Source organism: Herbaspirillum sp. SJZ107 (assembly GCF_006715485.1).
In the GTDB taxonomy this organism is placed as follows: Bacteria; Pseudomonadota; Gammaproteobacteria; order Burkholderiales; family Burkholderiaceae_D; genus Telluria.
In genome coordinates this window covers 1-18,587 of sequence record NZ_VFNH01000006.1, presented here as the reverse complement: position 1 = coordinate 18,587, position 18,587 = coordinate 1, and the positions used below count along the sequence as shown (strand labels likewise).

Annotated in this window: 20 protein-coding genes; 3 read left to right on the top strand and 17 right to left on the bottom strand. The window is 63.4% G+C overall.

What is annotated here, in order from left to right; all coding sequences use genetic code 11:
* Positions 1 to 18: 18 nt before the first annotated feature.
* The 6 genes from dmpH to FBX97_RS27925 are packed head-to-tail and all read right to left on the bottom strand — an operon-like array spanning position 19 to position 5,504.
* The gene (gene dmpH / locus FBX97_RS27950) at positions 19 to 807 is read right to left on the bottom strand and encodes a 2-oxo-3-hexenedioate decarboxylase (RefSeq protein WP_141839029.1); all 789 of its coding nucleotides are present in this window, start codon (positions 805 to 807) and stop codon (positions 19 to 21) included.
* Positions 804 to 1,835 (bottom strand): 4-hydroxy-2-oxovalerate aldolase, encoded by a 1,032-nt coding sequence (gene dmpG, locus FBX97_RS27945; protein WP_034303227.1) that lies wholly within the window; start codon positions 1,833 to 1,835, stop codon positions 804 to 806. The genes dmpH and dmpG overlap by 4 nt, the downstream gene beginning before the upstream one ends.
* 16 nt (positions 1,836 to 1,851) lie before the next feature.
* The gene (locus FBX97_RS27940) at positions 1,852 to 2,763 is read right to left on the bottom strand and encodes an acetaldehyde dehydrogenase (acetylating) (protein WP_050469171.1); all 912 of its coding nucleotides are present in this window, start codon (positions 2,761 to 2,763) and stop codon (positions 1,852 to 1,854) included.
* A 46-nt stretch (positions 2,764 to 2,809) separates the two neighbouring features.
* Positions 2,810 to 3,592, bottom strand: coding sequence for a 2-oxopent-4-enoate hydratase (dmpE, locus tag FBX97_RS27935; protein ID WP_141839027.1), 783 nt, complete (start codon positions 3,590 to 3,592; stop codon positions 2,810 to 2,812).
* 2 nt (positions 3,593 to 3,594) lie between these two features.
* Complete coding sequence (locus FBX97_RS27930) at positions 3,595 to 5,049, bottom strand: 2-hydroxymuconic semialdehyde dehydrogenase (RefSeq protein WP_141839025.1); 1,455 nt, start codon at positions 5,047 to 5,049, stop codon at positions 3,595 to 3,597.
* Between the two features lie 23 nt (positions 5,050 to 5,072).
* On the bottom strand, positions 5,073 to 5,504 hold the full coding sequence (locus FBX97_RS27925) for a heme-binding protein (RefSeq protein WP_034303235.1): 432 nt from the start codon (positions 5,502 to 5,504) through the stop codon (positions 5,073 to 5,075).
* 152 nt (positions 5,505 to 5,656) lie between these two features.
* Between FBX97_RS27925 and FBX97_RS27920 the strand changes: the two genes are divergently transcribed.
* The gene (locus FBX97_RS27920; protein ID WP_050469173.1) at positions 5,657 to 6,562 is read left to right on the top strand and encodes a LysR family transcriptional regulator; all 906 of its coding nucleotides are present in this window, start codon (positions 5,657 to 5,659) and stop codon (positions 6,560 to 6,562) included.
* A 48-nt stretch (positions 6,563 to 6,610) separates the two neighbouring features.
* On the opposite strand, the gene FBX97_RS27915 is transcribed toward FBX97_RS27920, so the two are convergent.
* The 10 genes from FBX97_RS27915 to FBX97_RS27870 form a co-directional block, all read right to left on the bottom strand.
* Positions 6,611 to 7,555, bottom strand: a complete 945-nt coding sequence (locus FBX97_RS27915; RefSeq protein ID WP_141839022.1) for a catechol 2,3-dioxygenase — start codon at positions 7,553 to 7,555, stop codon at positions 6,611 to 6,613.
* 30 nt (positions 7,556 to 7,585) lie between these two features.
* Positions 7,586 to 8,635: an aromatic ring-hydroxylating dioxygenase subunit alpha gene (locus FBX97_RS27910; RefSeq protein WP_221631890.1), complete on the bottom strand. Its 1,050-nt coding sequence runs from the start codon at positions 8,633 to 8,635 to the stop codon at positions 7,586 to 7,588.
* Positions 8,636 to 8,791: 156 nt separating this feature from the next.
* Positions 8,792 to 9,736, bottom strand: coding sequence for a catechol 2,3-dioxygenase (locus FBX97_RS27905; protein WP_034303239.1), 945 nt, complete (start codon positions 9,734 to 9,736; stop codon positions 8,792 to 8,794).
* A gap of 28 nt (positions 9,737 to 9,764) precedes the next feature.
* The gene (locus FBX97_RS27900; RefSeq protein WP_141839018.1) at positions 9,765 to 10,142 is read right to left on the bottom strand and encodes a 2Fe-2S iron-sulfur cluster-binding protein; all 378 of its coding nucleotides are present in this window, start codon (positions 10,140 to 10,142) and stop codon (positions 9,765 to 9,767) included.
* Between the two features lies 1 nt (position 10,143).
* Positions 10,144 to 11,208 (bottom strand): NADH:ubiquinone reductase (Na(+)-transporting) subunit F, encoded by a 1,065-nt coding sequence (locus tag FBX97_RS27895; RefSeq protein WP_141839016.1) that lies wholly within the window; start codon positions 11,206 to 11,208, stop codon positions 10,144 to 10,146.
* A gap of 9 nt (positions 11,209 to 11,217) precedes the next feature.
* Entirely contained in the window at positions 11,218 to 11,580 is a 363-nt protein-coding gene (locus FBX97_RS27890) for a phenol hydroxylase subunit P4 (protein WP_050469175.1), read from the bottom strand.
* A 57-nt stretch (positions 11,581 to 11,637) separates the two neighbouring features.
* Positions 11,638 to 13,155 (bottom strand): aromatic/alkene/methane monooxygenase hydroxylase/oxygenase subunit alpha, encoded by a 1,518-nt coding sequence (locus tag FBX97_RS27885; RefSeq protein WP_141839014.1) that lies wholly within the window; start codon positions 13,153 to 13,155, stop codon positions 11,638 to 11,640.
* Between the two features lie 36 nt (positions 13,156 to 13,191).
* The gene (locus tag FBX97_RS27880; protein ID WP_034303245.1) at positions 13,192 to 13,464 is read right to left on the bottom strand and encodes an MmoB/DmpM family protein; all 273 of its coding nucleotides are present in this window, start codon (positions 13,462 to 13,464) and stop codon (positions 13,192 to 13,194) included.
* 22 nt (positions 13,465 to 13,486) lie between these two features.
* Positions 13,487 to 14,479, bottom strand: a complete 993-nt coding sequence (locus FBX97_RS27875; RefSeq protein WP_141839012.1) for an aromatic/alkene monooxygenase hydroxylase subunit beta — start codon at positions 14,477 to 14,479, stop codon at positions 13,487 to 13,489.
* Positions 14,480 to 14,498: 19 nt separating this feature from the next.
* A complete protein-coding gene (locus tag FBX97_RS27870; RefSeq protein ID WP_034303249.1) occupies positions 14,499 to 14,732 on the bottom strand; it encodes a phenol hydroxylase subunit in 234 nt (77 codons plus the stop codon).
* A 288-nt stretch (positions 14,733 to 15,020) separates the two neighbouring features.
* Here FBX97_RS27870 and FBX97_RS27865 point away from each other — a divergent pair, with 288 nt between their 5' ends.
* Positions 15,021 to 16,832, top strand: coding sequence for a sigma-54-dependent Fis family transcriptional regulator (locus FBX97_RS27865; protein ID WP_141839010.1), 1,812 nt, complete (start codon positions 15,021 to 15,023; stop codon positions 16,830 to 16,832).
* A 253-nt stretch (positions 16,833 to 17,085) separates the two neighbouring features.
* Here the strand turns inward: FBX97_RS27865 and FBX97_RS27860 are convergent, their stop codons facing one another.
* Positions 17,086 to 17,364, bottom strand: coding sequence for a hypothetical protein (locus FBX97_RS27860; protein ID WP_141839008.1), 279 nt, complete (start codon positions 17,362 to 17,364; stop codon positions 17,086 to 17,088).
* Positions 17,365 to 17,507: 143 nt separating this feature from the next.
* Between FBX97_RS27860 and FBX97_RS27855 the strand changes: the two genes are divergently transcribed.
* A complete protein-coding gene (locus tag FBX97_RS27855) occupies positions 17,508 to 18,548 on the top strand; it encodes an IS110 family transposase (RefSeq protein ID WP_141839006.1) in 1,041 nt (346 codons plus the stop codon).
* Positions 18,549 to 18,587 lie beyond the last annotated feature (39 nt).

Sequence of the window (18,587 nt, the reverse complement as noted above, 5' to 3'; positions counted from 1 at the left end):
ATTCCTTTGATAAGTATTTTATACGAAGCGCATGCCAACACTGCCCATGCCCTGAATCCGCAGGCAAACCGAATCGCCGGCCTGCACCGCCACCGCTTCCGTTATGCCGCCCGACAGAATCAGGCTGCCGGCCGGGATTTCCTCGCCGCGCGCACCGAGATGGTTGGCCAGCATCGCGATGGCCGCGGCCGGGTGGCCCAGCACGGCCGCGCCGGCGCCGAAGGCCACCGGCTCGCCATTCTTTTCCAGTACGATGCCGGCCGTGCGCAGGTCTACTTCGCCCACAGCGACCGGGCGGCCGCCGACCACGAAGCGCACTGCCGACGTGTTATCCGCAACGACGCTCTTCAGGTCGAACTTGAAGTCGCGGTAGCGCGAATCGATCACCTCGATCCCCGGCATGACGAAATCGGTCGCCGCCAGCACCGCGCCGATGTGGCAGCCGGGGCCCTTCAGTGCGCGCTTGGTGACGAAGGCGATCTCCGGCTCCGCCTTCGGGTGGATCAGCTGCGCCACCTTGCACTCGCCGCCGTCCGGCACCGCGAAGGAATCGGCCAGGAACCCGAAGACCGGTATTTCGACGCCCATCTGCTTCATCTTTGCGTGCGAGGTGAGGCCGGCCTTGAGGCCGACGATCTTGCCGCCGCGCGCTACCTTGCGGCGCCTTATCTCGTCCTGGATCGCGTAGGCGTCGTCCCAGTCCATGCCCGGATAATCCTCAGTGATCTTGGTGGTGTCGCGTGCCTCCAGCTCGCAGTCTTCCAGGTGCTGCGCGAGGCGTACGATGGTTGCGTGGTCGAGATTCATGCTGCCATCCTCCGCTCGCGCGCCAGGGTCATCGCGGTGTCCTCGATCATGTCTTCCTGACCCGCCACCATGCCGCGCCGCCCCAGCTCCACCAGGATGTCGCGCGCCGACACGCCGTACTTCGCCGAGGCGCGCTTGGCGAACAGCAGGAAGGTCGAGTACACGCCGGCATAGCCCAGGGTCAGCGCGTCGCGGTCGATGCGCACCATGTGGTCCATCATCGGCAGCACGATGTCTTCGGCCACGTCCATGATCTGGTACAGGTCAACGCCGGTCTCGATCTCCATGCGGTTGCAGACTGCCACGAACACTTCGAGCCGGGTATTGCCGGCGCCCGCGCCCAGGCCGTTGGTCGAGCCGTCGATGCGCACCGCGCCCGCTTCCACGGCGGCCAGCGAATTGGCCACGCCCATCGCCAGGTTGTCATGGCCGTGGAAGCCGATCTGGGTCTCGGGCCTGAGCACGGCGCGCAGCGCGGCCACGCGCTCGGTCACGCCGTCCGGCAGCAGGTAGCCGGCCGAATCGGTCACGTACACGCATTCGGCGCCGAACGACTCCATCAGCTTGGCCTGCCCGGCCAGCTTCTCGGGGGTATTCATGTGCGCCATCATCAGGAACCCGACGGTGTCGAGGCCCAGCTTACGCGCCACCGCGATGTGCTGCTCCGCCACGTCGGCTTCGGTGCAGTGGGTCGCCACCCGCACCGTGTGCAGGCCGCAGTCGTGCGCCGCGCGCAGGTGGTCGACGGTGCCGATGCCGGGCACCAGCAGCGCCGACACTTTGGTGCGCTTGAGGTGCGGCAGCACCGCGTTGAGGTACTCGACATCGCTATGCAGCGGAAAGCCGTAGTTCACCGAGCCGCCGCCGAGGCCGTCGCCATGGGTGATCTCGAGCAGCGGCATGCCGGCTTCGTCGAGACCCTTGGCCACCGCGATCATCTGCTCGATCGTGATCTGGTGGCGCTTCGGGTGCATGCCGTCGCGCAGCGTATTGTCATGCAAAATAATCTTCCGGCCTTTAAGGTTCATCTCTTCTCTCCTTGGGTCAGGCGGCCACGCGTTCGAGCGTGAGGCTGCCGTTCAGCAGTTCTTCGGCAAACATCTCGGCGGTGCGGGCGGCGGCCGCCGTCATGATGTCGAGGTTGCCGGCGTATTTCGGCAGGTAGTCGCCCAGCCCTTCCACTTCAAGGAACACCGATACGCGGTTGCCGTCGAAGACCGGGCCGTTGACCAGTTTGTAGCCGGGCACGTATTTCTGCACGTCGGCGATCATGGCGTGGATCGAGGCGGTGATGCGCTCCTCGTCGGGCGCCGACTCGGTCATGCAGTGCACGGTGTCGCGCATGATGATCGGCGGCTCGGCCGGGTTCAACACGATGATCGCCTTGCTCTCCTTTGCGCCGCCCACGTCGCGAATCGCGCCGGCCGTGGTGCGGGTGAATTCGTCGATATTCTTGCGGGTGCCGGGACCGGCGGAGCGCGACGCGACGGTGGCGATGATTTCGCCGTACGCCACCGGCTGCACGCGCGACACCGCAGCCACCATCGGGATCGTCGCCTGGCCACCGCAAGTGACCATGTTCACGTTCATTTCGCTCTTGCCGACCAACGTCTTCAGGTTCACCGGCGGGATGCAGAACGGGCCGATCGCGGCCGGCGTGAGGTCGATCATCAGCACTCCCAGCGCGTTGAGCTTGCGCGAATTTTCGGCGTGGACATAGGCGCTGGTGGCGTCGAACGCGATCTGCACACCGTCTTCGATGACGTGCGGCAGCAGGCCGTCAACGCCGTCGGCGGTGGTCTTGATGCCCATCTCGCGGGCGCGCTTTAGGCCGTCCGAATCCGGGTCGATGCCCACCATCCAGACCGGTTCCAGCACGGCGCTGCGCTGCAGCTTGGCCAGCAGGTCGGTGCCGATATTGCCCGGCCCGATCACTGCGCATTTGATTTTTTTCATGGAAGATGCTCCGATAAAGTCGTTAGGTAAAGCCAGGTCCTGGACGTCAATGGAAGCGCACCGAGCAGCCGCCAAGGCCGCCGATGCTGACGCGGAAGCTGTCGCCGGCCTTGGCGGGGAACATCGCCGCCAGTGCGCCGGACAGGATGACTTCGCCGGCCTTGAGCGGAATGCCAAGCGCGCCCATGGTGTTGGCCAGCCACGCCACCGCATTTACCGGCGAGCCGAGGGCCGCGGCGCCGGCCCCGGTGGCGATGATTTCGCCGTTGCGCTCAAGGACCATGCCGCACAGCGAGAGGTCGATCTTGCGCGGATCGACCGCCTGGTCGCCCAGCACGAACACCCCGCACGAAGCGTTGTCGGCCACGGTGTCGCCGATCTTGATCTTCCAGTCGCGGATGCGCGAGTCGACGATCTCGAAGCACGGCATCACGCATTCGGTGGCGGCCAGCACCTCGGCGTTGGTCACGCCGGGGCCCATCAGGTCCTTCTTGAGGATGAAGGCGATCTCGCCCTCGGCCTTGGGCTGGATCAGGGTGTCGATCGGCACCGACGCGCCTTCGTTGTAGATCATCCCGTCGAGCATGTAGCCGAAGTCGGGCTGGTACACGCCGAGCATGTTCATCACGGCGCGCGAGGTGACGCCGATCTTCTTGCCGATGATGCGTTCGCCGGCTTCGACCCGGCGTTCGATCATGCGCTGCTGGATGCGGTAGGCATGTTCCACCCTCAGCTCGGGGTGGCGCGCGGTCAGCGGATCGATCACCGAACGCGTAATCAGAGCCTGGTACAGTTCGTCGCCGAGCTGGGTAATGAGTGTCTTGTCCATGGTCACAGTTTGATGCACACGTTTTTAAGTTCGGTATAAAACTCGAGCGAATGGACGCCGCCTTCGCGCCCGATGCCCGACTGCTTGGAGCCGCCAAACGGCGTGCGCAAATCGCGCAGGAACCAGGAGTTGACCCAGACGATGCCCGCTTCCAGTACGCCGCCGAGGCGATGCGCGCGCTGCAGGTTGGTGGTCCACACCGCGGCGGCCAGGCCGTAGGGGTTGTCGTTGGCGCGGCGGATGACTTCTTCTTCGCTGTCGAATGGGGAGATGTGGCAGCACGGGCCGAAGATCTCGTCGCGCATCACCGCCGCGCTGTCGGGCAGGCCGGTCCAGATGGTCGGCTCGACCCACGAGCCGGCTTCCAGTGCGGCCGGCATGTCCGGAACCCCGCCGCCGGTGACGACGGTGGCGCCCTCTTCCACCGCCTTGCGGTAGTACGACAGCACCTTGTCGCGGTGCTCCTGCGAGATCAGGGGGCCCATCTTGCTGGCCGGGTCGGCGGGCAGGCCGGGCTTCATGCTCTCGGCGCCGCGCTTCAGGCGGCTGACGAATTCGTCGAAGATCGGGCGCTCGACGTACACGCGCTCGGTGCCCAGGCATACCTGGCCGCAGTTGGCAAAGGCGGAGCGCAAGGTGCCTTCGATGGCAGCGTCCATGTCGCAATCGGCAAAGACGATGGCGGCGTTCTTGCCGCCCATTTCGAGCGACACAGGACGGGCGCCGTCCGCTGCGGCCTTCATGATGGCCGCGCCGGTGCGCGTCTCGCCGGTGAAGGTGATGGCGCTGACGCCGGGGTGGGTGGTCAGGAACTCGCCGGCGGCGTCCGGGCCGAAGCCGTTGACCACGTTGAACACGCCCTTCGGCATGCCCACCTTGTTCATCACTTCGCCCAGCAGGGCGGCGGTCTGCGGCGTTTCCTCGGAAGGTTTGACGACGACCGTGTTGCCGCACGCGAGCGCCGGGCCGAGTTTCCAGGTCATCAGCAGGAACGGCAGGTTCCACGGGCAGATGACCGCCACCACGCCGACCGGGCGGCGCAGCGAATAGTTCAGCGCGCCGCGTCCGTCGGGGGTGGCCATTTCGAAGAATTCGGACGGCACGTTCTTGACCACGTCAGCGAAGATCTTGAAGTTGGCGGCGCCGCGCGGCACGTCGACGTGGCGGATGAAGTGGGACGGCTGGCCGATGTCGCTCATTTCGGCTTCGGCGAAATCGTCGAAGCGGCGGGTGATTTCGTCGGCCACCGCGTACAGCATGTCGACGCGGTCGCCGACCGCCAGCTTGCCCCAGGGGCCGTCAAGCGCGCTGCGGGCGGCGCGTACCGCGGCATCGACCTCGGGCTTGCCGGCGGCCGCGACGCGGGCGATCACCTTGCCGTCGTACGGGGTCGTCTTGTCGAACCAGTCGGTGGTTGCGACAAATTCGCCGTTGATGAAGTTAAGTATTTCTTTCATTGGTAAGGTCCTTGGATTCGCGGTTACGACTCGAGCGACGCGGCGGCCAGGCCGGCGCGCGCACATGCTTCATCTTGTTCCTCGGAGGCGCCCGAGACGCCGATCGCGCCGATCACGGCAGCGCCGGCCCGGATCGGCAGCCCGCCGCCAAACATCACGAACCGTGGGCGCAGGGGAAGGCCCTGGCGCAGCGCGGCCGACTCCTGCTCCAGCACCTTGCCCCACTGGCTGGTCGGCAAACCGAAGCTCAGCGCGGTGTAGGCCTTGTCCTCGCTGATACCGATCGAGTGCAGCGGCGCACCGCCCATGCGCAGGAAAGCGAGTGGATTGCCGCCGGCATCGACCAGGGCAACATTGATCCTGACGCCCAGTTCGACGGCGTGGCGGACCGCGCCCACGGCGGCGCGCTGCGCCGCTTCCCACCCAAATTCCTGCTGGTCTGATCCTGGTGTCATGTGCTGCCTCCTTGACTACGATCCTATGGAGCGCGTTTCATTCTGTAAAATACTAAATAGGTCTTGATTGATACCGAATAGGTATGGCTTTACGTTGCGCAATCGATGCGCCTGGGGTATAACTTTGCAGTCTCCTTCCTCGGTCAATTCCAATGGACCTGCGTCAGATCCGTTACTTCCTGGTGCTCGCCAGCGAGCTCAATTTCACGCGCGCCGCTGGCCGGCTGCACATTTCGCAGCCGCCGCTGACGCGCCAGATCCAGCAGCTCGAGGCGAGCATGGGCGTGGTGCTGTTCGAGCGAACCACGCGCGGCGTGGCCCTGACCCCGGCCGGCGCGGTGTTCCTGGAGGAGGCGCGCAAGATCGTCGACCTTACCGACCAGGCCACCAACAAGACGCGGCTGGCGCACCAGGGGCAGCTGGGACGGCTCGACATCGGCGTGTTCGGCTCGGCGATCCTGAACGTGATTCCGACCCTCTTGATCGAACTGCGCAAGACCCATCCCGACATCGTCATCTCGCTGCAGAACACGACCAAGATCCAGCAGGTCGAGGCGGTGCGCGAGAAACGGCTCGACATCGGCTTTAACCGCGTGTTCCCTGAGGTGGAGGAGCTGGTGGTGGAGACGGTGATGATGGAAAGCCTGTACGTGGCGATGCACAAGGACCACGAGCTGGTGCGGCGGCGTACGCTGGCGGTCAGGGACCTGAACAACCAGCCGCTGATCCTGTTCCCCAACAACGTGCGCCCGACCTTTGCCGACAACGTGGTGTCGCTGCTGCGCGACGAGGGCTTGACGCCCAACGTGGTGCATGAGGTGGAAGACGTGATGACCTGCATTGCGCTGGTGTCGGCCGGGCTGGGGATGGCGGTGGTGCCGGAATCGGCGGTGAACCTGCAGCTGCCCGGCGTGCGCTACCACCCGCTGCGCTCGGCGGAGGCGAAGGTCGACCTGAGCTGCGTGTACCGCGCGGACAATGCCTCGCCGGCGCTGATGGGGTTTCTCGACATCGTACGCAAGGTACGCAGCCGCAAGATCAAGCTGGTGACCGAGTAGACCCGTGCAACGCGTGGGTGCTCGTGCCCACGCGTGCCTCCGTCCTGGTCAGGTGCAAACAGTCGTGAAGCTTTCCTCCAATACCCCGGTGTGATAGAAGATACTGCGCCCGGCCTGGTCCTCGGTCCAGGTCACGACCGGCTTGTCGCGCTGCGCCTGGTAGCCGAGCCCCGCAAAGGTCTCATTGCGGTTGCCCGACGGGTCGAAGAAGTAGATCGTCTCGCCGCGCGTGAGGCCGTGGCGCGTCGGCGCCACGTCGATCCGCACCCGGTTCTTGGCCATGATGTCGCCCGCCTTCAGGATGTCGTGCCACGAATCGAGGAAGAACGACAGGTGGTGCAAGCCGGCGCGCTCGCCGCCGACGAAGGCAATGTCGTGCGGCTTGCTCGAATGCGACAGGAACGACGCCAGCTGGAACGCGCCGTCCGGTCCCACCGTGATCTGCTCGGTCTGGAAGAAGTTGAGCGCCTCGATGAAGAACCGGGTGTTTTCCGCGACCTTGTTGATGCCGTTGGCGGGGTCGAATTCGCACATCAGCAGGCAGTGGTCGAGCCAGTGCGCGCCGGCACCGCGCACGTCGTCCGGCCAAGGGTCGGGGTTGGTCGAGCCGACGTCGGTGCCGACGCATTCCTTCTGCGCAAACAGGCGCATCTCGTGCCCGCTGGGCATGGCAAACCGGAGCATGCGCCCGCAGTCGGGCAGGCTGCCTGCCGCCAGGTGCTCGACCGCGATCCCGTGCGCGCCGATCCGCTCGGCCAGCGCATCGAGGTCGCTGTCGCGCTCGACCTTGTACGCCACATGGTTGAATCCCGCCTGGTCCGATGGCGTCAGGATCACCGAATACTTGTCCCACTCGTCCCAGCATTTGAGGTACACATTGCCCTCGGCGTCGGTGTGGGTGGTCTTCATGCCGACCACGTTTTCGTAATGCTTCACCGATGCCGCCATGTCCATCACCTTGATGCTGATGTGGCCTATCCGCATGACACCCATTTCTGTCTCCTTTTTTGTAATTCGGTTGCGCTACTGCGCGAGCGCGTCGGGACGCTGTTCTTCCTTGATCAGTTTGGACAGCAGCCTGCGCACCTTGACCGGGGCGATATCGTTCGTCATCAGCACCGGCTTGAGCGAGAAGAAATCGGTGGTGCCCATTTCCTCGTGCGCGGCGGTGATGACCGGACCGTCCTCGTTTTCGAACGCGGCATGCATCGCCTTGATCTTCATGTCGTTGTAGCCGGCGTCGTCCTCGATATGGTTGCGGCGGGTGGCGAAGAAGTAGTGCGTGCTGTTCTCTGTCTCCGGCGTGGTCGTGTGCAGGTCGTACTGGCCGACGCAGTTAGCGAGGTCGAGCGCGCCGTCGTTCTGCACGGCCCCCACCGACAGCTGGATGTTCGCTGGCGGCGTCCACGTGATATCGAAGAAGTGGCGCGCTTCTTCCTTCGGTTGGGGAAGGTGGTCGGCGAAGATCAGCATCGCCGGCGTCTGCTCCCACTCCCAGCGCGCCGAGATCGACCGCGCGCCTTCCTTGATCTGTGGGACTTTTGGCGACAGCTTGCCGCGCGTGGTGATGATTTCGCCATGCAGATGATCGATATGGCTCAGATCCATCACGTTATCGATGATCAGCTCGTAGTTCGCCTTCATGTGCATGTAGGTGTAACCGACGCCGTGGGGGTGGCCCTCGTCGAGCGGGCCGAAATCGGGCAGCCTGGCCAGGTCGGCGGGCTGGTCGCCCATCCAGATCCAGAGCATGCCGTGCCGTTCTTCCAGGGGAAAGCTGCGCACCACGGCTGCCTGCGGAATGCGGCCTTCGCCATGCGGGTTATGGGTGCATTTGCCGGTGCAATCGAAACGCAGCGCGTGGTAGATGCAGATCACCTGGTCGCCGTCGCGTTTGCCCAGGTGCAGCGGGGCGAAGCGGTGCGGACAACGGTCGTGCAGCGCAACCGCGACGCCGTCTTCCTTGCGATAGATCAGTATCGAGGTGTCCATGATCTTCCGGTGGAACAGCTCCACCGGGCCAACTTCAGTCGATAAGGCCGATACATACCAGGCATTCTTGAGGTAAGCCATTGTCTGTCCCCTTATGGGTCCCTTGGTCTCGGGAGTTAAAAAAATCATATCTATGACCGCATTTCATATCCAATACCAAATTGGTCGTCATTGATACCGCTGAGGTATCAATCGCCCAGGCAAAAAAAAAGCGCCGCAGAAGCGGCGCGGACCAGGTCAGGTATAGACGGTCGTGAAGCTCTCCTCCAATACCCCGGTGTGATAGAAGATACTGCGCCCGGCCTGGTCCTCGGTCCAGGTCACGACCGGCTTGTCGCGCTGCGCCTGGTAGCCGAGCCCCGCAAAGGTCTCATTGCGGTTGCCCGACGGGTCGAAGAAGTAGATCGTCTCGCCGCGCGTGAGGCCGTGGCGCGTCGGCGCCACGTCGATCCGCACCCGGTTCTTGGCCATGATGTCGCCCGCCTTCAGGATGTCGTGCCACGAATCGAGGAAGAACGACAGGTGGTGCAAGCCGGCGCGCTCGCCGCCGACGAAGGCAATGTCGTGCGGCTTGCTCGAATGCGACAGGAACGACGCCAGCTGGAACGCGCCGTCCGGTCCCACCGTGATCTGCTCGGTCTGGAAGAAGTTGAGCGCCTCGATGAAGAACCGGGTGTTTTCCGCGACCTTGTTGATGCCGTTGGCGGGGTCGAATTCGCACATCAGCAGGCAGTGGTCGAGCCAGTGCGCGCCGGCACCGCGCACGTCGTCCGGCCAAGGGTCGGGGTTGGTCGAGCCGACGTCGGTGCCGACGCATTCCTTCTGCGCAAACAGGCGCATCTCGTGCCCGCTGGGCATGGCAAACCGGAGCATGCGCCCGCAGTCGGGCAGGCTGCCTGCCGCCAGGTGCTCGACCGCGATCCCGTGCGCGCCGATCCGCTCGGCCAGCGCATCGAGGTCGCTGTCGCGCTCGACCTTGTACGCCACATGGTTGAATCCCGCCTGGTCCGATGGCGTCAGGATCACCGAATACTTGTCCCACTCGTCCCAGCATTTGAGGTACACATTGCCCTCGGCGTCGGTGTGGGTGGTCTTCATGCCGACCACGTTTTCGTAATGCTTCACCGATGCCGCCATGTCCATCACCTTGATGCTGATGTGGCCTATCCGCATGACACCCATTTCTGTCTCCTTTTTTGTAATTCGGTTGCTATCGGTTTTGCTCGTTTGGCGCCGCTGACGAACGCAGGAAGGCTTTCTTCATCTTACCCACCACTTCCAGCTCCACTTCGCAGTCGGGCACCACGCGGCATGCCAGCACCACGCCCGCTGCTTCTTCCTGCTCGGTTACGTGGGCGCGGCTCATGGCGCCCGACTTGTGGACCTCGCCGGCGCGGATCGCCACCTTGCACACGCCGCAGCCGCCGTTCAGGCAGCCCGCCGGAATGCATTTGCGGCCGATGCGCGCCATGCCCTGCAAGATCGTTTCGCTGCTGCCGCACTGGTAGGTTTCGCCGGTTTCGCGGACCCGCACCGTGTGCTTGCAAGCCGCCGCGTCGAGCCCTTCGGTTGTCGTCAGGGTTCCCATGTCAGATCGCCTTGAACAGTGGGCTGCGGCGCGCGGTCGACTCGGAGTCGGCGGCGGAGATGAATTTTTCCATGTACATATCCCTTTCGAACAGGCGGCCGCGGATCAGCGTCGTGATGCAGGCGTCGATCATTACCGGCGGGCCGCACATGTAGGCCTTGTGCTGGCGGAAGTCACCGCCGAAGTGGCGCGTCGCCACGTCGTGCACGAAGCCGGTTTCGCCTTCCCATGCGTCGCTCTCGGCCGGCGCCGACAGCGCCGGCACATAGGTGAAGTTGGGATGGCGCGCGGCCAGGTCGCGGAACAGCTCGTCGTCATACAGCTCGGCACGGTGGCGGGCGCCGTAGACCAGCGTGATGGCGCGCGTCTCGCCGCGCTCGAGCAGGTCGAGGATCATCGATTTGGGGCTCGACAGGCCGGTGCCGCCGGCCAGGAACAGCAGCTTTTCGGGCGCCGAGCGGCGCACGAAAAAGCGGCCGTAGGGACCGTTCAGGCGCAGGCGGTCGCCTTCCCTGAGCTGGTTGTGGATATAGCCGGTGGCCTGGCCGCCGGGCACGTTGCGGATATTGAGCTCGATCATCCGTTTTTGCGACGGTGCGTTGGCGAGCGAGAACGCGCGCGGCTGGTCCAGCCCCGGCACGTGCAGGTTCACGTACTGGCCGGCCTGGAAATCGATGCCGTCGCCATCGAGCTCGATGTACACGCCCTTGGCGGTCGGGGTCAGATCGACGATCTTCGCCACGGTGCCGGTGAAGTCCTGCATCGGATGCATCTCGGCGTCGGGTTCCTCGTCGATCTCCGCTTCGATCACGATATCGCACGAGGCGGTCGCTACGCATGCCAGGCACTTGCCTTCGTCGCGCTCGAAATCCATCAGCGCAAACGGCGAGGCGTCGCCGATATCGACTTCGCCCTCGACCACCTGCACTTTGCAGGTGCCGCACAGGCCATGCAGGCATGCGTGGGGGATGTAGACGCCGGCGCGCAGGGCGGCGTCGAGCAGGGTCTGCCCGGCCTCGACCTCGACGGTCTGGCTCAGGGGTTCAATACACATTCTCGCGTTCATGCCAGCTCCTCAGAAACCCGTGTTGCCGATGCCGTTCAAGCCGGGGGTTGCGAGGCGCAGCAGCGATTTGTGGGCGACGCCGTTCTCGGCGATGCTCCTGTCCATGTCGGGCGTGAAGCGCGCGCCGTCGAGCGACCATTCGGTCGCGGCCCAGTCGATCCTGGCGAAATCCGGATGGGCGCCATACACCGACGGCAGCAGGTCCTTGACCAGCGCCCCGAACGGCATCTGCGGCGGCAGCGGAAAGGCGCCGGCGAACGGGAACATCATGTGCTCGTCCCATCCGATGTACACCACCTGGTTGCCGTGGAAATTCTCGACTGCGTCCGCGTTCGGGCCGCTGTAGTTTTCGTATGCTGCTTTGACTGCCATGGTTGTCTCCTGATTGTGTGGTACTTGCGCCGGACGATCCGCGGCCGGCGCCTGGTGTCACGCTGCCTCGTCGTCCTTGTTCAGGCCCTTCCACTCGTTCCAGTTGGCGTTATCGCGCGAATGCAGGAACTCGCCGGGGTCGTTCTCGGAGAAGTGGTAGTACTTGAGGACATCGGGAATCGTCGGGCCGCCGCAGTTGCCCTGGAAGATCTGGTGCGGCGGCAGCCAGGCCTGCACATATTTTTCGGGCTCGTGGTCGAACACCGACTTGCAGCCGTCCGAACAGAAATGGAATTTGTCGCCGTTGTAGGTGCTGTGCTTGTACACGCGCTCGGTCGGCTTGCTGGTGTCGGTATAGACCATCGGGATCTGGCAGGTCTGGCACAGCTGCGGCAGTGCTTGGGAGTAGAAGCGCTTGCCGGCCTTTTCCTGGGCGCGCAGGTATTCGAAGCGCGGGCGGTAGTACTTGTCGAAGGTGTTCGGGTATTTTTCGGACAGCCAGTCCAGCTCGGAGTCCTCGGGCACCCAGGTGTGGAAGCCGGCGGCGTTGCCGACGCTGTAGAAGGTCAGCCACAGCTGGTGGGTGATGTGTTCCTTCTCCTCGACCGATTTCTCCCAGAACTTGGGCATCGTGATGCCGTAGCGTCCCAGGTCGTCGAACAGCGCCTTGCCGTTCTGCTCGAAGTACATCTCCCAGCCTTCTTTCCACGACATCACGCGCTTCGGATGCATGTAGTCCATCATCATGCCGACGATGCCGAGCAGGCGGTAGCCGCGCCAGAAGTACTTGTCGATCCAGCGCTGCACGATGGGCAGGTTGTCGGGGTGCTGCTCGAGGATGAACTTGATCACCTCCAGGCCCAGCGTCATGTGGCGCGATTCGTCCGACTGGGCCGAGAAGCCGAAGTTCACGGTGGCCATGTCGCCGTTGTAGGCGGCGCCCGACATGAAGGGCATGAACAGCAAGTTGGTCAGCACGTACTCGAACGAGAACGAGATGGCGGTGACGAATTCGAACGGGCCGGCCGACAGCGCGTCCTCGAAATACGATTTCGGCACCGACAGGTACCAGGCGCGGTCGTACATGTGGAACGGGTCGTGCAGGCCGTCGAAGTACTTGTTGTACTGGCTGATGGTGTGCAGCTGGGTCTGCGCGTGGCGCAGTTCGTCGATCGACTGCATCTGCGAGGCGACCTGGGCACCGACCCCGGGGAAGGCGCGGCCGGCCATCGCAAAGCCGCGGTGGGCGCCGTATTCGAGCGGGGTGACCGCCGTCAGGAAGATCTTCAGGCTGTTGATGTAGCGCGCGTCCGACACGCCGAGGTGTCCGTTGTTCTGGGTGAAGGCGTCGATCACCGCGTACAGCTTGCGCTCCTTTTCACCCTGGTATTTCCAGTAGGCGTCCATGGTCAGGCGGAACGGGTCTTCCCACTTGCTCCAGTCTTCGATCTTGATGCCTTCGAAGTCGCACAGCGGGAATACCTCGGACTGCGACTTGTACGAAAAATCCCAGGCCAGGTCGCTGGTCATGGTGGTGTACTTGTCCTTCAAACTCATTTTCTTGGCTTGGGCCACGATTGTCTCCTTTGATGTTTTGAGGTTGCGCCTGGGTCAGACGCGTTCCAGCGCAAAGTAGTCGTCGGTCTCGTCGATATTTCCGGACAGCGACACCAGCGTCAGGTGGATGTCCTGCGGGTCCCATGGGCGGCCGATGCGCTCTTCGACGCTTTCACGCTTGACCACCAGGCGCCCGGGGGCGTCGATCTTGTAGAGGCCCGGGTACTGCGTGATCGTGGCGTGCGGGTTGTCGGCCTCGATCGACTCGCGGATCGGGCGTGCTTCTTCGTTGTCCTGCAAGGCCAGGAAAACCATTTTTTCAGTCATGTTCTGTCTCCGCTTTCAGGTATTAAAGGCCGCTCTTGGCCAGGCGTTCGGCCAGCTGGCCGGCGCAGGCATCGAGTTCGGTGCCGGCCTGGGTGCCGAACGCCGCCGCGGCGACCGGCTGCAGCGCCTGCAGTACCTGCGGCTGCCACTTGCCGACCCACTGCGCCAGTTGCTCCTTGTTGGCCGGCGATTCGGCGGCGGCGATCTTCAGCACCGCGCCAGTCCAGCGAGCGTGTTCGTCGAACCACTCGCTCATGAACTCGGTCAGCATCGCGAAGCTGGTCTGCCCCGATGCGCTGGCCAGGTTGCCGAATGACTGGTACACCAGCGGATACAGCAGGCCGTCGAGCACCACGTTCTGCGTCACGAACAGTTCGAACCAGTCTTCGGTGACCAGCATGTTCTCGGCCAGCGCGCGCATGCCCTGCCACGCCGGGTCGTTCTGCCATGCGGCCTTGGCGGTCTTGAGTGCGGTGTCGGTGCCGTCCGCCAGCATCAGGCCGATGCGGGTGATGTACTGGGCAATCCCCAGCCGGTCCATCGCGCACATCATCGTGGCCTGGGTGACCGACACACCGTAGCCCTTGGCCGACATCGCGCAGTTGTTGAGGTTGGCCGCGTACTCGAGATGGCGCAGCGGCAGCAGCAGGTACTCGATTTGCGCGCGCAGTCCGGCGGGGATGGTCGCCAGCATCTGGCGCTTTTCGACAAAGGCAAAGTTGCGTTCGGCCGCATCCTGCTGCTTGCTGCGGGCGATGGTCCAGGCACCGTAGTAGTATTGGCGTGGGTCCAGCAGGCGATACCAGTCGGCCATCTCGATCGCGGTGTTGCGCTTGTCGAAGATGGCGCGGTCCTTCGACCACAGCGGCTGGTAGTGGAAGTTCGTTTCCGGCTGCAGCCCAATGGTCGCCTCAAGGTAGCGCGAGGCCGGCTTGTCGGTGCCGGTGAAGCGCGCCACGGCGTCGAAAGTATGGCGCAGCGGCTTGATGTTCAGGCTCTTGATGTCAACTTGCATCCCATGTCTCCTTGTAAAATTATTTGATCCGGCGCAGCGGAATGCCGGGCTCGGACGGCGTGATCAGGCCGGGCGCGCCAGTGTCGATGAAGCGGACCTGATTGATTGCGCAAAACTCCTGAAAGGCGGCTGCGGGCAGGATCAGTTCCACGCACAGGTCGCGGTCGGCGACGAAGAATTCGAACTCGATGAAGCCGTTTTCCGTTTCATTGGTAACTCTTACCCAGCGGTTATTTGCATTGACTTCGGACATCAGCCGCCCCTATATTGAAAAAGACAAATAAGAAACCGACATATGCGGTATTCATCTAACGCATAGCAAACGGTGTGCCAGTTTGATTCCTCAAGTGCGTTTGCTGCACCGCAAGCACGGCAATATGATTGGGCGCGGCCAAGTCAATACGGAGCATGGATGCTGCGAACGCACAAAGTTGTCCATGAGTATCAATTAGTCAATTCATGAAATTCGCCCAAAAGCGCATGTCATCAAAAGCTTAAAAAAAAAGGCAGTGCTGGCGCCTGAGATTAGAACGAGGAGACCATGCAGTCGAAATCCACAGTGGCCGACGCCGGGGCCGGGCCGGGCGTGAGCCTGCGCCTTCACATCCCCGACAAGATCGAGGACAAGATATTTCCAAATATTCGCGACCTGTCCGAACGGCTGCATTTCAGCCCGACCGACGGCCGCATCTGGCTCGACGACAGCCGCATGATCCTGCTGCGCACCGAGGCCTTCGGGGCCTTGCGCCAGGAACTGATCGAATCGCTGGGGGTCGAGTCGGCGCGCGGCCTGCTGACCCGTATGGGCTACCTGGCCGGCTCCAAGGACGCGGCGCTGGCGCGCAAGGTGCGGCCCGGCGACAACCAGACCAATATGTTCATGGTCGGTCCGCAAATGCACGGCCTCGAAGGCGTGGTGCGGGCCGAACCGGTGCGGCTCGAAATCGACAGCGCCACCGGCCATTTCTATTGCGAGGTGGTGTGGAAGGATTCGTCCGAGGACGAGTCGCACATCTCGATCTACGGGCTGGGATCGGAGCCGGCCTGCTGGATGCAGACCGGCTACGCCAGCGGCTACAGCAGCGCGTTCATGGGCAAGCGGATCCTGTTCCGCGAAGTCGAATGCAGCTCGACCGGCGCCGCCCATTGCCGCGTGATCGGAAAGCCGGTCGAAGAATGGGACGATCCGGAACTGGACATGAAATATCTGGAGGCGCAACCGTTGCAGCAGCGCCGTGGCGTGGCGCCGGGCAGCGCGCCACAGCCGGCATCTGGCGCGCCTTTGCCAGCTGGGGGCGGCAGCGGCGGGCATGCGGTGGCAATCGGCGCCTCGGCCGGATTTTTCGGCGTGATCCACCGCATCAACCGGGTCGCGGGAACGCGCGCCACCGTGCTGCTGCTCGGCGAAAGCGGCGTCGGCAAAAGCATGTTCGCCTGCGAAGTGCACAGCAAGAGCCCGCGCGCCAACAAGCCCCTCATCCAGCTCAATTGCGCCGCGATGCCAGAGCAACTGATGGAGTCGGAATTGTTCGGGGTCGACAAGGGCGCCTACACCGGCGTCAACGAATCGCGCCCGGGCCGGTTTGAAGCGGCCGACGGCGGCACCATCTTCCTCGATGAAATCGCGTGCCTGAGCCTGACGGCGCAGGCCAAATTGCTACGCGTCCTGCAGAGCGGCGAACTGGAACACCTGGGCAGCACCAGGACCCGCAAGGTCGACGTGCGGGTGGTGGCCGCCACCAACGAAAACCTGAAGGTTGCGGTCGAAGAGGGCCGGTTTCGGAAGGACCTGTATTACCGCCTGAACGTGTTCCCGATCCTGATTCCGCCGCTGCGCGAACGGCGCGCCGACATCCCGCTGCTGCTCGAAAAACTGCTGCGCGAGCTGTGCCAGCGGCACGGGCGCCAGGTTTCCGGCGTCACCAACCGCGCCATGCAGGCCTTGCTGACGCACCAGTGGCCGGGCAATATCCGCGAACTTGAAAACGTGCTCGAGCGCGGCATCATCCTGGCCGACGAAGGCGGTGCGATCGATATCCCGCACCTGTTCAGCGTCGACGAAAGTCCGGCCAACTCGACGCAGCTGGGACTGGCCGAGCTGGCCGCGCTGACGCCGGCGATGCCGAGCCTGGCCGAGACCACCGGCCTGGGGCCGGCGAGCGGCACCTCGATCGACGAATGGGCGTCGGGCGTGATCGCGCGCCAGCAGTCCACGCTCGGCCAGATCGAGGATGCGCTGATGCAGGCGGCGCTGAAGTCGGCGCACGGCAATATCAGCAAGGCCGCCAGCCTGCTGGGCATCACGCGCGCGCAAATGGATTACCGCACCAAGAAATTGCCGCAGCCGCGCTGAGCGGGAGATCGGGCCGAGGGGCTGGACCGCGCTACCGCCACTGGGCCCTCTCAGAGCAGCTTGTCGAGGGTATCGGCAAGTTGCGCACGCGGCGCCGGTGGCGAGTCCTTGTGAAGTACGGCCAAGCAGTCCACGGTGCCCTCAATGAATTTGTCGCCGGCCTTCTCGTCGCAGTAGAGTCCCATCTTCTTCTCACATTTCGGCTACCGGCCGGCGCGGGGTGCGATCCGCACCAGGTTGTTTTCCGGTGCGATTAAGGGAATGGGACAGGCGATGCGGAAAGTGCGTGCTCGCCTTCGTTCGTCAGGTCGGACGGGTCCTCACCAATTGGAACGAGCGCAAGGACCACGCCGGTTTTCGGCGTGTACGCGCTCAGTTTAGGCAATGGATCGCCGTTGTAGCTCCCTTCCAGTAAAACGGCGTCAACAATCTCACAAGGCCAGCCGTGGGACAGGCCAGCAACGGGCGTTTCGGGTGCAATCCCAGCCGCGAGAAGTTCGCCCAGGTACTGATGTGCTTGCTTCAAATTCATCGCTCTTTTCCTTCCAGCTCAGGCGCGTTCGATGAAGGATGGTTCAGCATGGCTTTAATGGAATGGACGCATCCTTCCTGAAACGGCATCGACGTGCCAAAGTGGATGTGTAAGCGATCCACAACCAGAAAGGAGCGTCCACCATGAAGCTTAGTGCATGCGGCATCGACTTGGCAAAATCGGTATTCCAGATACACGGTGTCGATCTTCACGGCAAGCCGTGCCTGCGCAAGCAACTCAGGCGCGCAGAACTGCTGATGTTTTTTGTGAAGCTCGAGCCATGCCTGATTGGCATGGAGGCTTGCGGCAGCGCGCACTATTGGGCACGCAAGCTGAGTGAGATGGGGCACACCGTAAAGCTGATGGCCCCGCAGTTCGTGAAGCCCTACGTGAAGACGAACAAGAACGATGCAGCCGATGCCGAAGCCATCTGTGAAGCGGTGACCCGGCCTAACATGCGCTTCGTAGCGGTCAAGACAGAGCAGCAGCAGGCGTTGCTGGCGGTCCACCGCGCGCGACAAGGATTTGTCAAGGCAAGGACCGCCCAGGCCAACCAGATCCGTGGCCTGCTGGCTGAATTCGGGATCGTCCTTCCACAGGGGCTTTGCAATCTCGGTCCCAAGTTAGCATCGCTGTCCGATGACGCTACCGGACAGTTACCCGGCAGCTTCTGTAAACTGCTGCAGCGGCTTGCCGAGAATCTGAAGGAATTGGACTGTCAGGTTGGCGAGCTGGAAAAAGAGATTCAGCTCTGGCACGCGCAAAATGAAGCCAGCCGCCGACTGGCCGAGATACCAGGAATTGGCCCGATTACCGCAAGCGCATTGGTGGCGTCGATTGGCGATGTACGCTGCTTCAAGAATGGCCGGCAGTTAGCTGCGTGGATGGGATTGGTGCCCAGACAGCACTACAGCGGTGGCAAGCAGGTTTTACTGGGCATCAGCAAACGGGGCGACGGTTACCTGCGTGCCCTGCTGATCCATGGTGCGCGTGCTGTGCTTCGACACGCCGAACACAAGGTCGAGACTGCCACCAGTTGGCTCGGGCACCTGCTGTCGCGGCGACACAAGAATATCGCGGCTGTCGCGCTGGCCAACAAGAACGCGCGCCGGGCATGGGCACTTCTCATGCATGACGAAAGGCGGTTCCGTGCGGATTACGTCCCCGCTGGGGCGGGCACGTAATCCGCACGGCCCCGGTAACAAACAACCCACATCAAAGAG

What these genes read in the sequence shown, in the direction of transcription:
- FBX97_RS27910 (WP_221631890.1), bottom strand. Translation starts at nt 8,635, where the DNA reads ATGGCTTACCTCAAGAATGCCTGGTATGTATCGGCCTTATCGACTGAA.
- FBX97_RS27925 (WP_034303235.1), bottom strand. Translation starts at nt 5,504, where the DNA reads ATGACACCAGGATCAGACCAGCAGGAATTTGGGTGGGAAGCGGCGCAG.
- FBX97_RS27930 (WP_141839025.1), bottom strand. Translation starts at nt 5,049, where the DNA reads ATGAAAGAAATACTTAACTTCATCAACGGCGAATTTGTCGCAACCACC.
- dmpG (WP_034303227.1), bottom strand. Translation starts at nt 1,835, where the DNA reads ATGAACCTTAAAGGCCGGAAGATTATTTTGCATGACAATACGCTGCGC.
- FBX97_RS27905 (WP_034303239.1), bottom strand. Translation starts at nt 9,736, where the DNA reads ATGGGTGTCATGCGGATAGGCCACATCAGCATCAAGGTGATGGACATG.
- FBX97_RS27855 (WP_141839006.1), top strand. Translation starts at nt 17,508, where the DNA reads ATGAAGCTTAGTGCATGCGGCATCGACTTGGCAAAATCGGTATTCCAG.
- FBX97_RS27920 (WP_050469173.1), top strand. Translation starts at nt 5,657, where the DNA reads ATGGACCTGCGTCAGATCCGTTACTTCCTGGTGCTCGCCAGCGAGCTC.
- FBX97_RS27915 (WP_141839022.1), bottom strand. Translation starts at nt 7,555, where the DNA reads ATGGGTGTCATGCGGATAGGCCACATCAGCATCAAGGTGATGGACATG.
- FBX97_RS27880 (WP_034303245.1), bottom strand. Translation starts at nt 13,464, where the DNA reads ATGACTGAAAAAATGGTTTTCCTGGCCTTGCAGGACAACGAAGAAGCA.
- dmpE (WP_141839027.1), bottom strand. Translation starts at nt 3,592, where the DNA reads ATGGACAAGACACTCATTACCCAGCTCGGCGACGAACTGTACCAGGCT.
- dmpH (WP_141839029.1), bottom strand. Translation starts at nt 807, where the DNA reads ATGAATCTCGACCACGCAACCATCGTACGCCTCGCGCAGCACCTGGAA.
- FBX97_RS27900 (WP_141839018.1), bottom strand. Translation starts at nt 10,142, where the DNA reads ATGGGAACCCTGACGACAACCGAAGGGCTCGACGCGGCGGCTTGCAAG.
- FBX97_RS27870 (WP_034303249.1), bottom strand. Translation starts at nt 14,732, where the DNA reads ATGTCCGAAGTCAATGCAAATAACCGCTGGGTAAGAGTTACCAATGAA.
- FBX97_RS27860 (WP_141839008.1), bottom strand. Translation starts at nt 17,364, where the DNA reads ATGAATTTGAAGCAAGCACATCAGTACCTGGGCGAACTTCTCGCGGCT.
- FBX97_RS27940 (WP_050469171.1), bottom strand. Translation starts at nt 2,763, where the DNA reads ATGAAAAAAATCAAATGCGCAGTGATCGGGCCGGGCAATATCGGCACC.
- FBX97_RS27865 (WP_141839010.1), top strand. Translation starts at nt 15,021, where the DNA reads ATGCAGTCGAAATCCACAGTGGCCGACGCCGGGGCCGGGCCGGGCGTG.
- FBX97_RS27875 (WP_141839012.1), bottom strand. Translation starts at nt 14,479, where the DNA reads ATGCAAGTTGACATCAAGAGCCTGAACATCAAGCCGCTGCGCCATACT.
- FBX97_RS27895 (WP_141839016.1), bottom strand. Translation starts at nt 11,208, where the DNA reads ATGAACGCGAGAATGTGTATTGAACCCCTGAGCCAGACCGTCGAGGTC.
- FBX97_RS27890 (WP_050469175.1), bottom strand. Translation starts at nt 11,580, where the DNA reads ATGGCAGTCAAAGCAGCATACGAAAACTACAGCGGCCCGAACGCGGAC.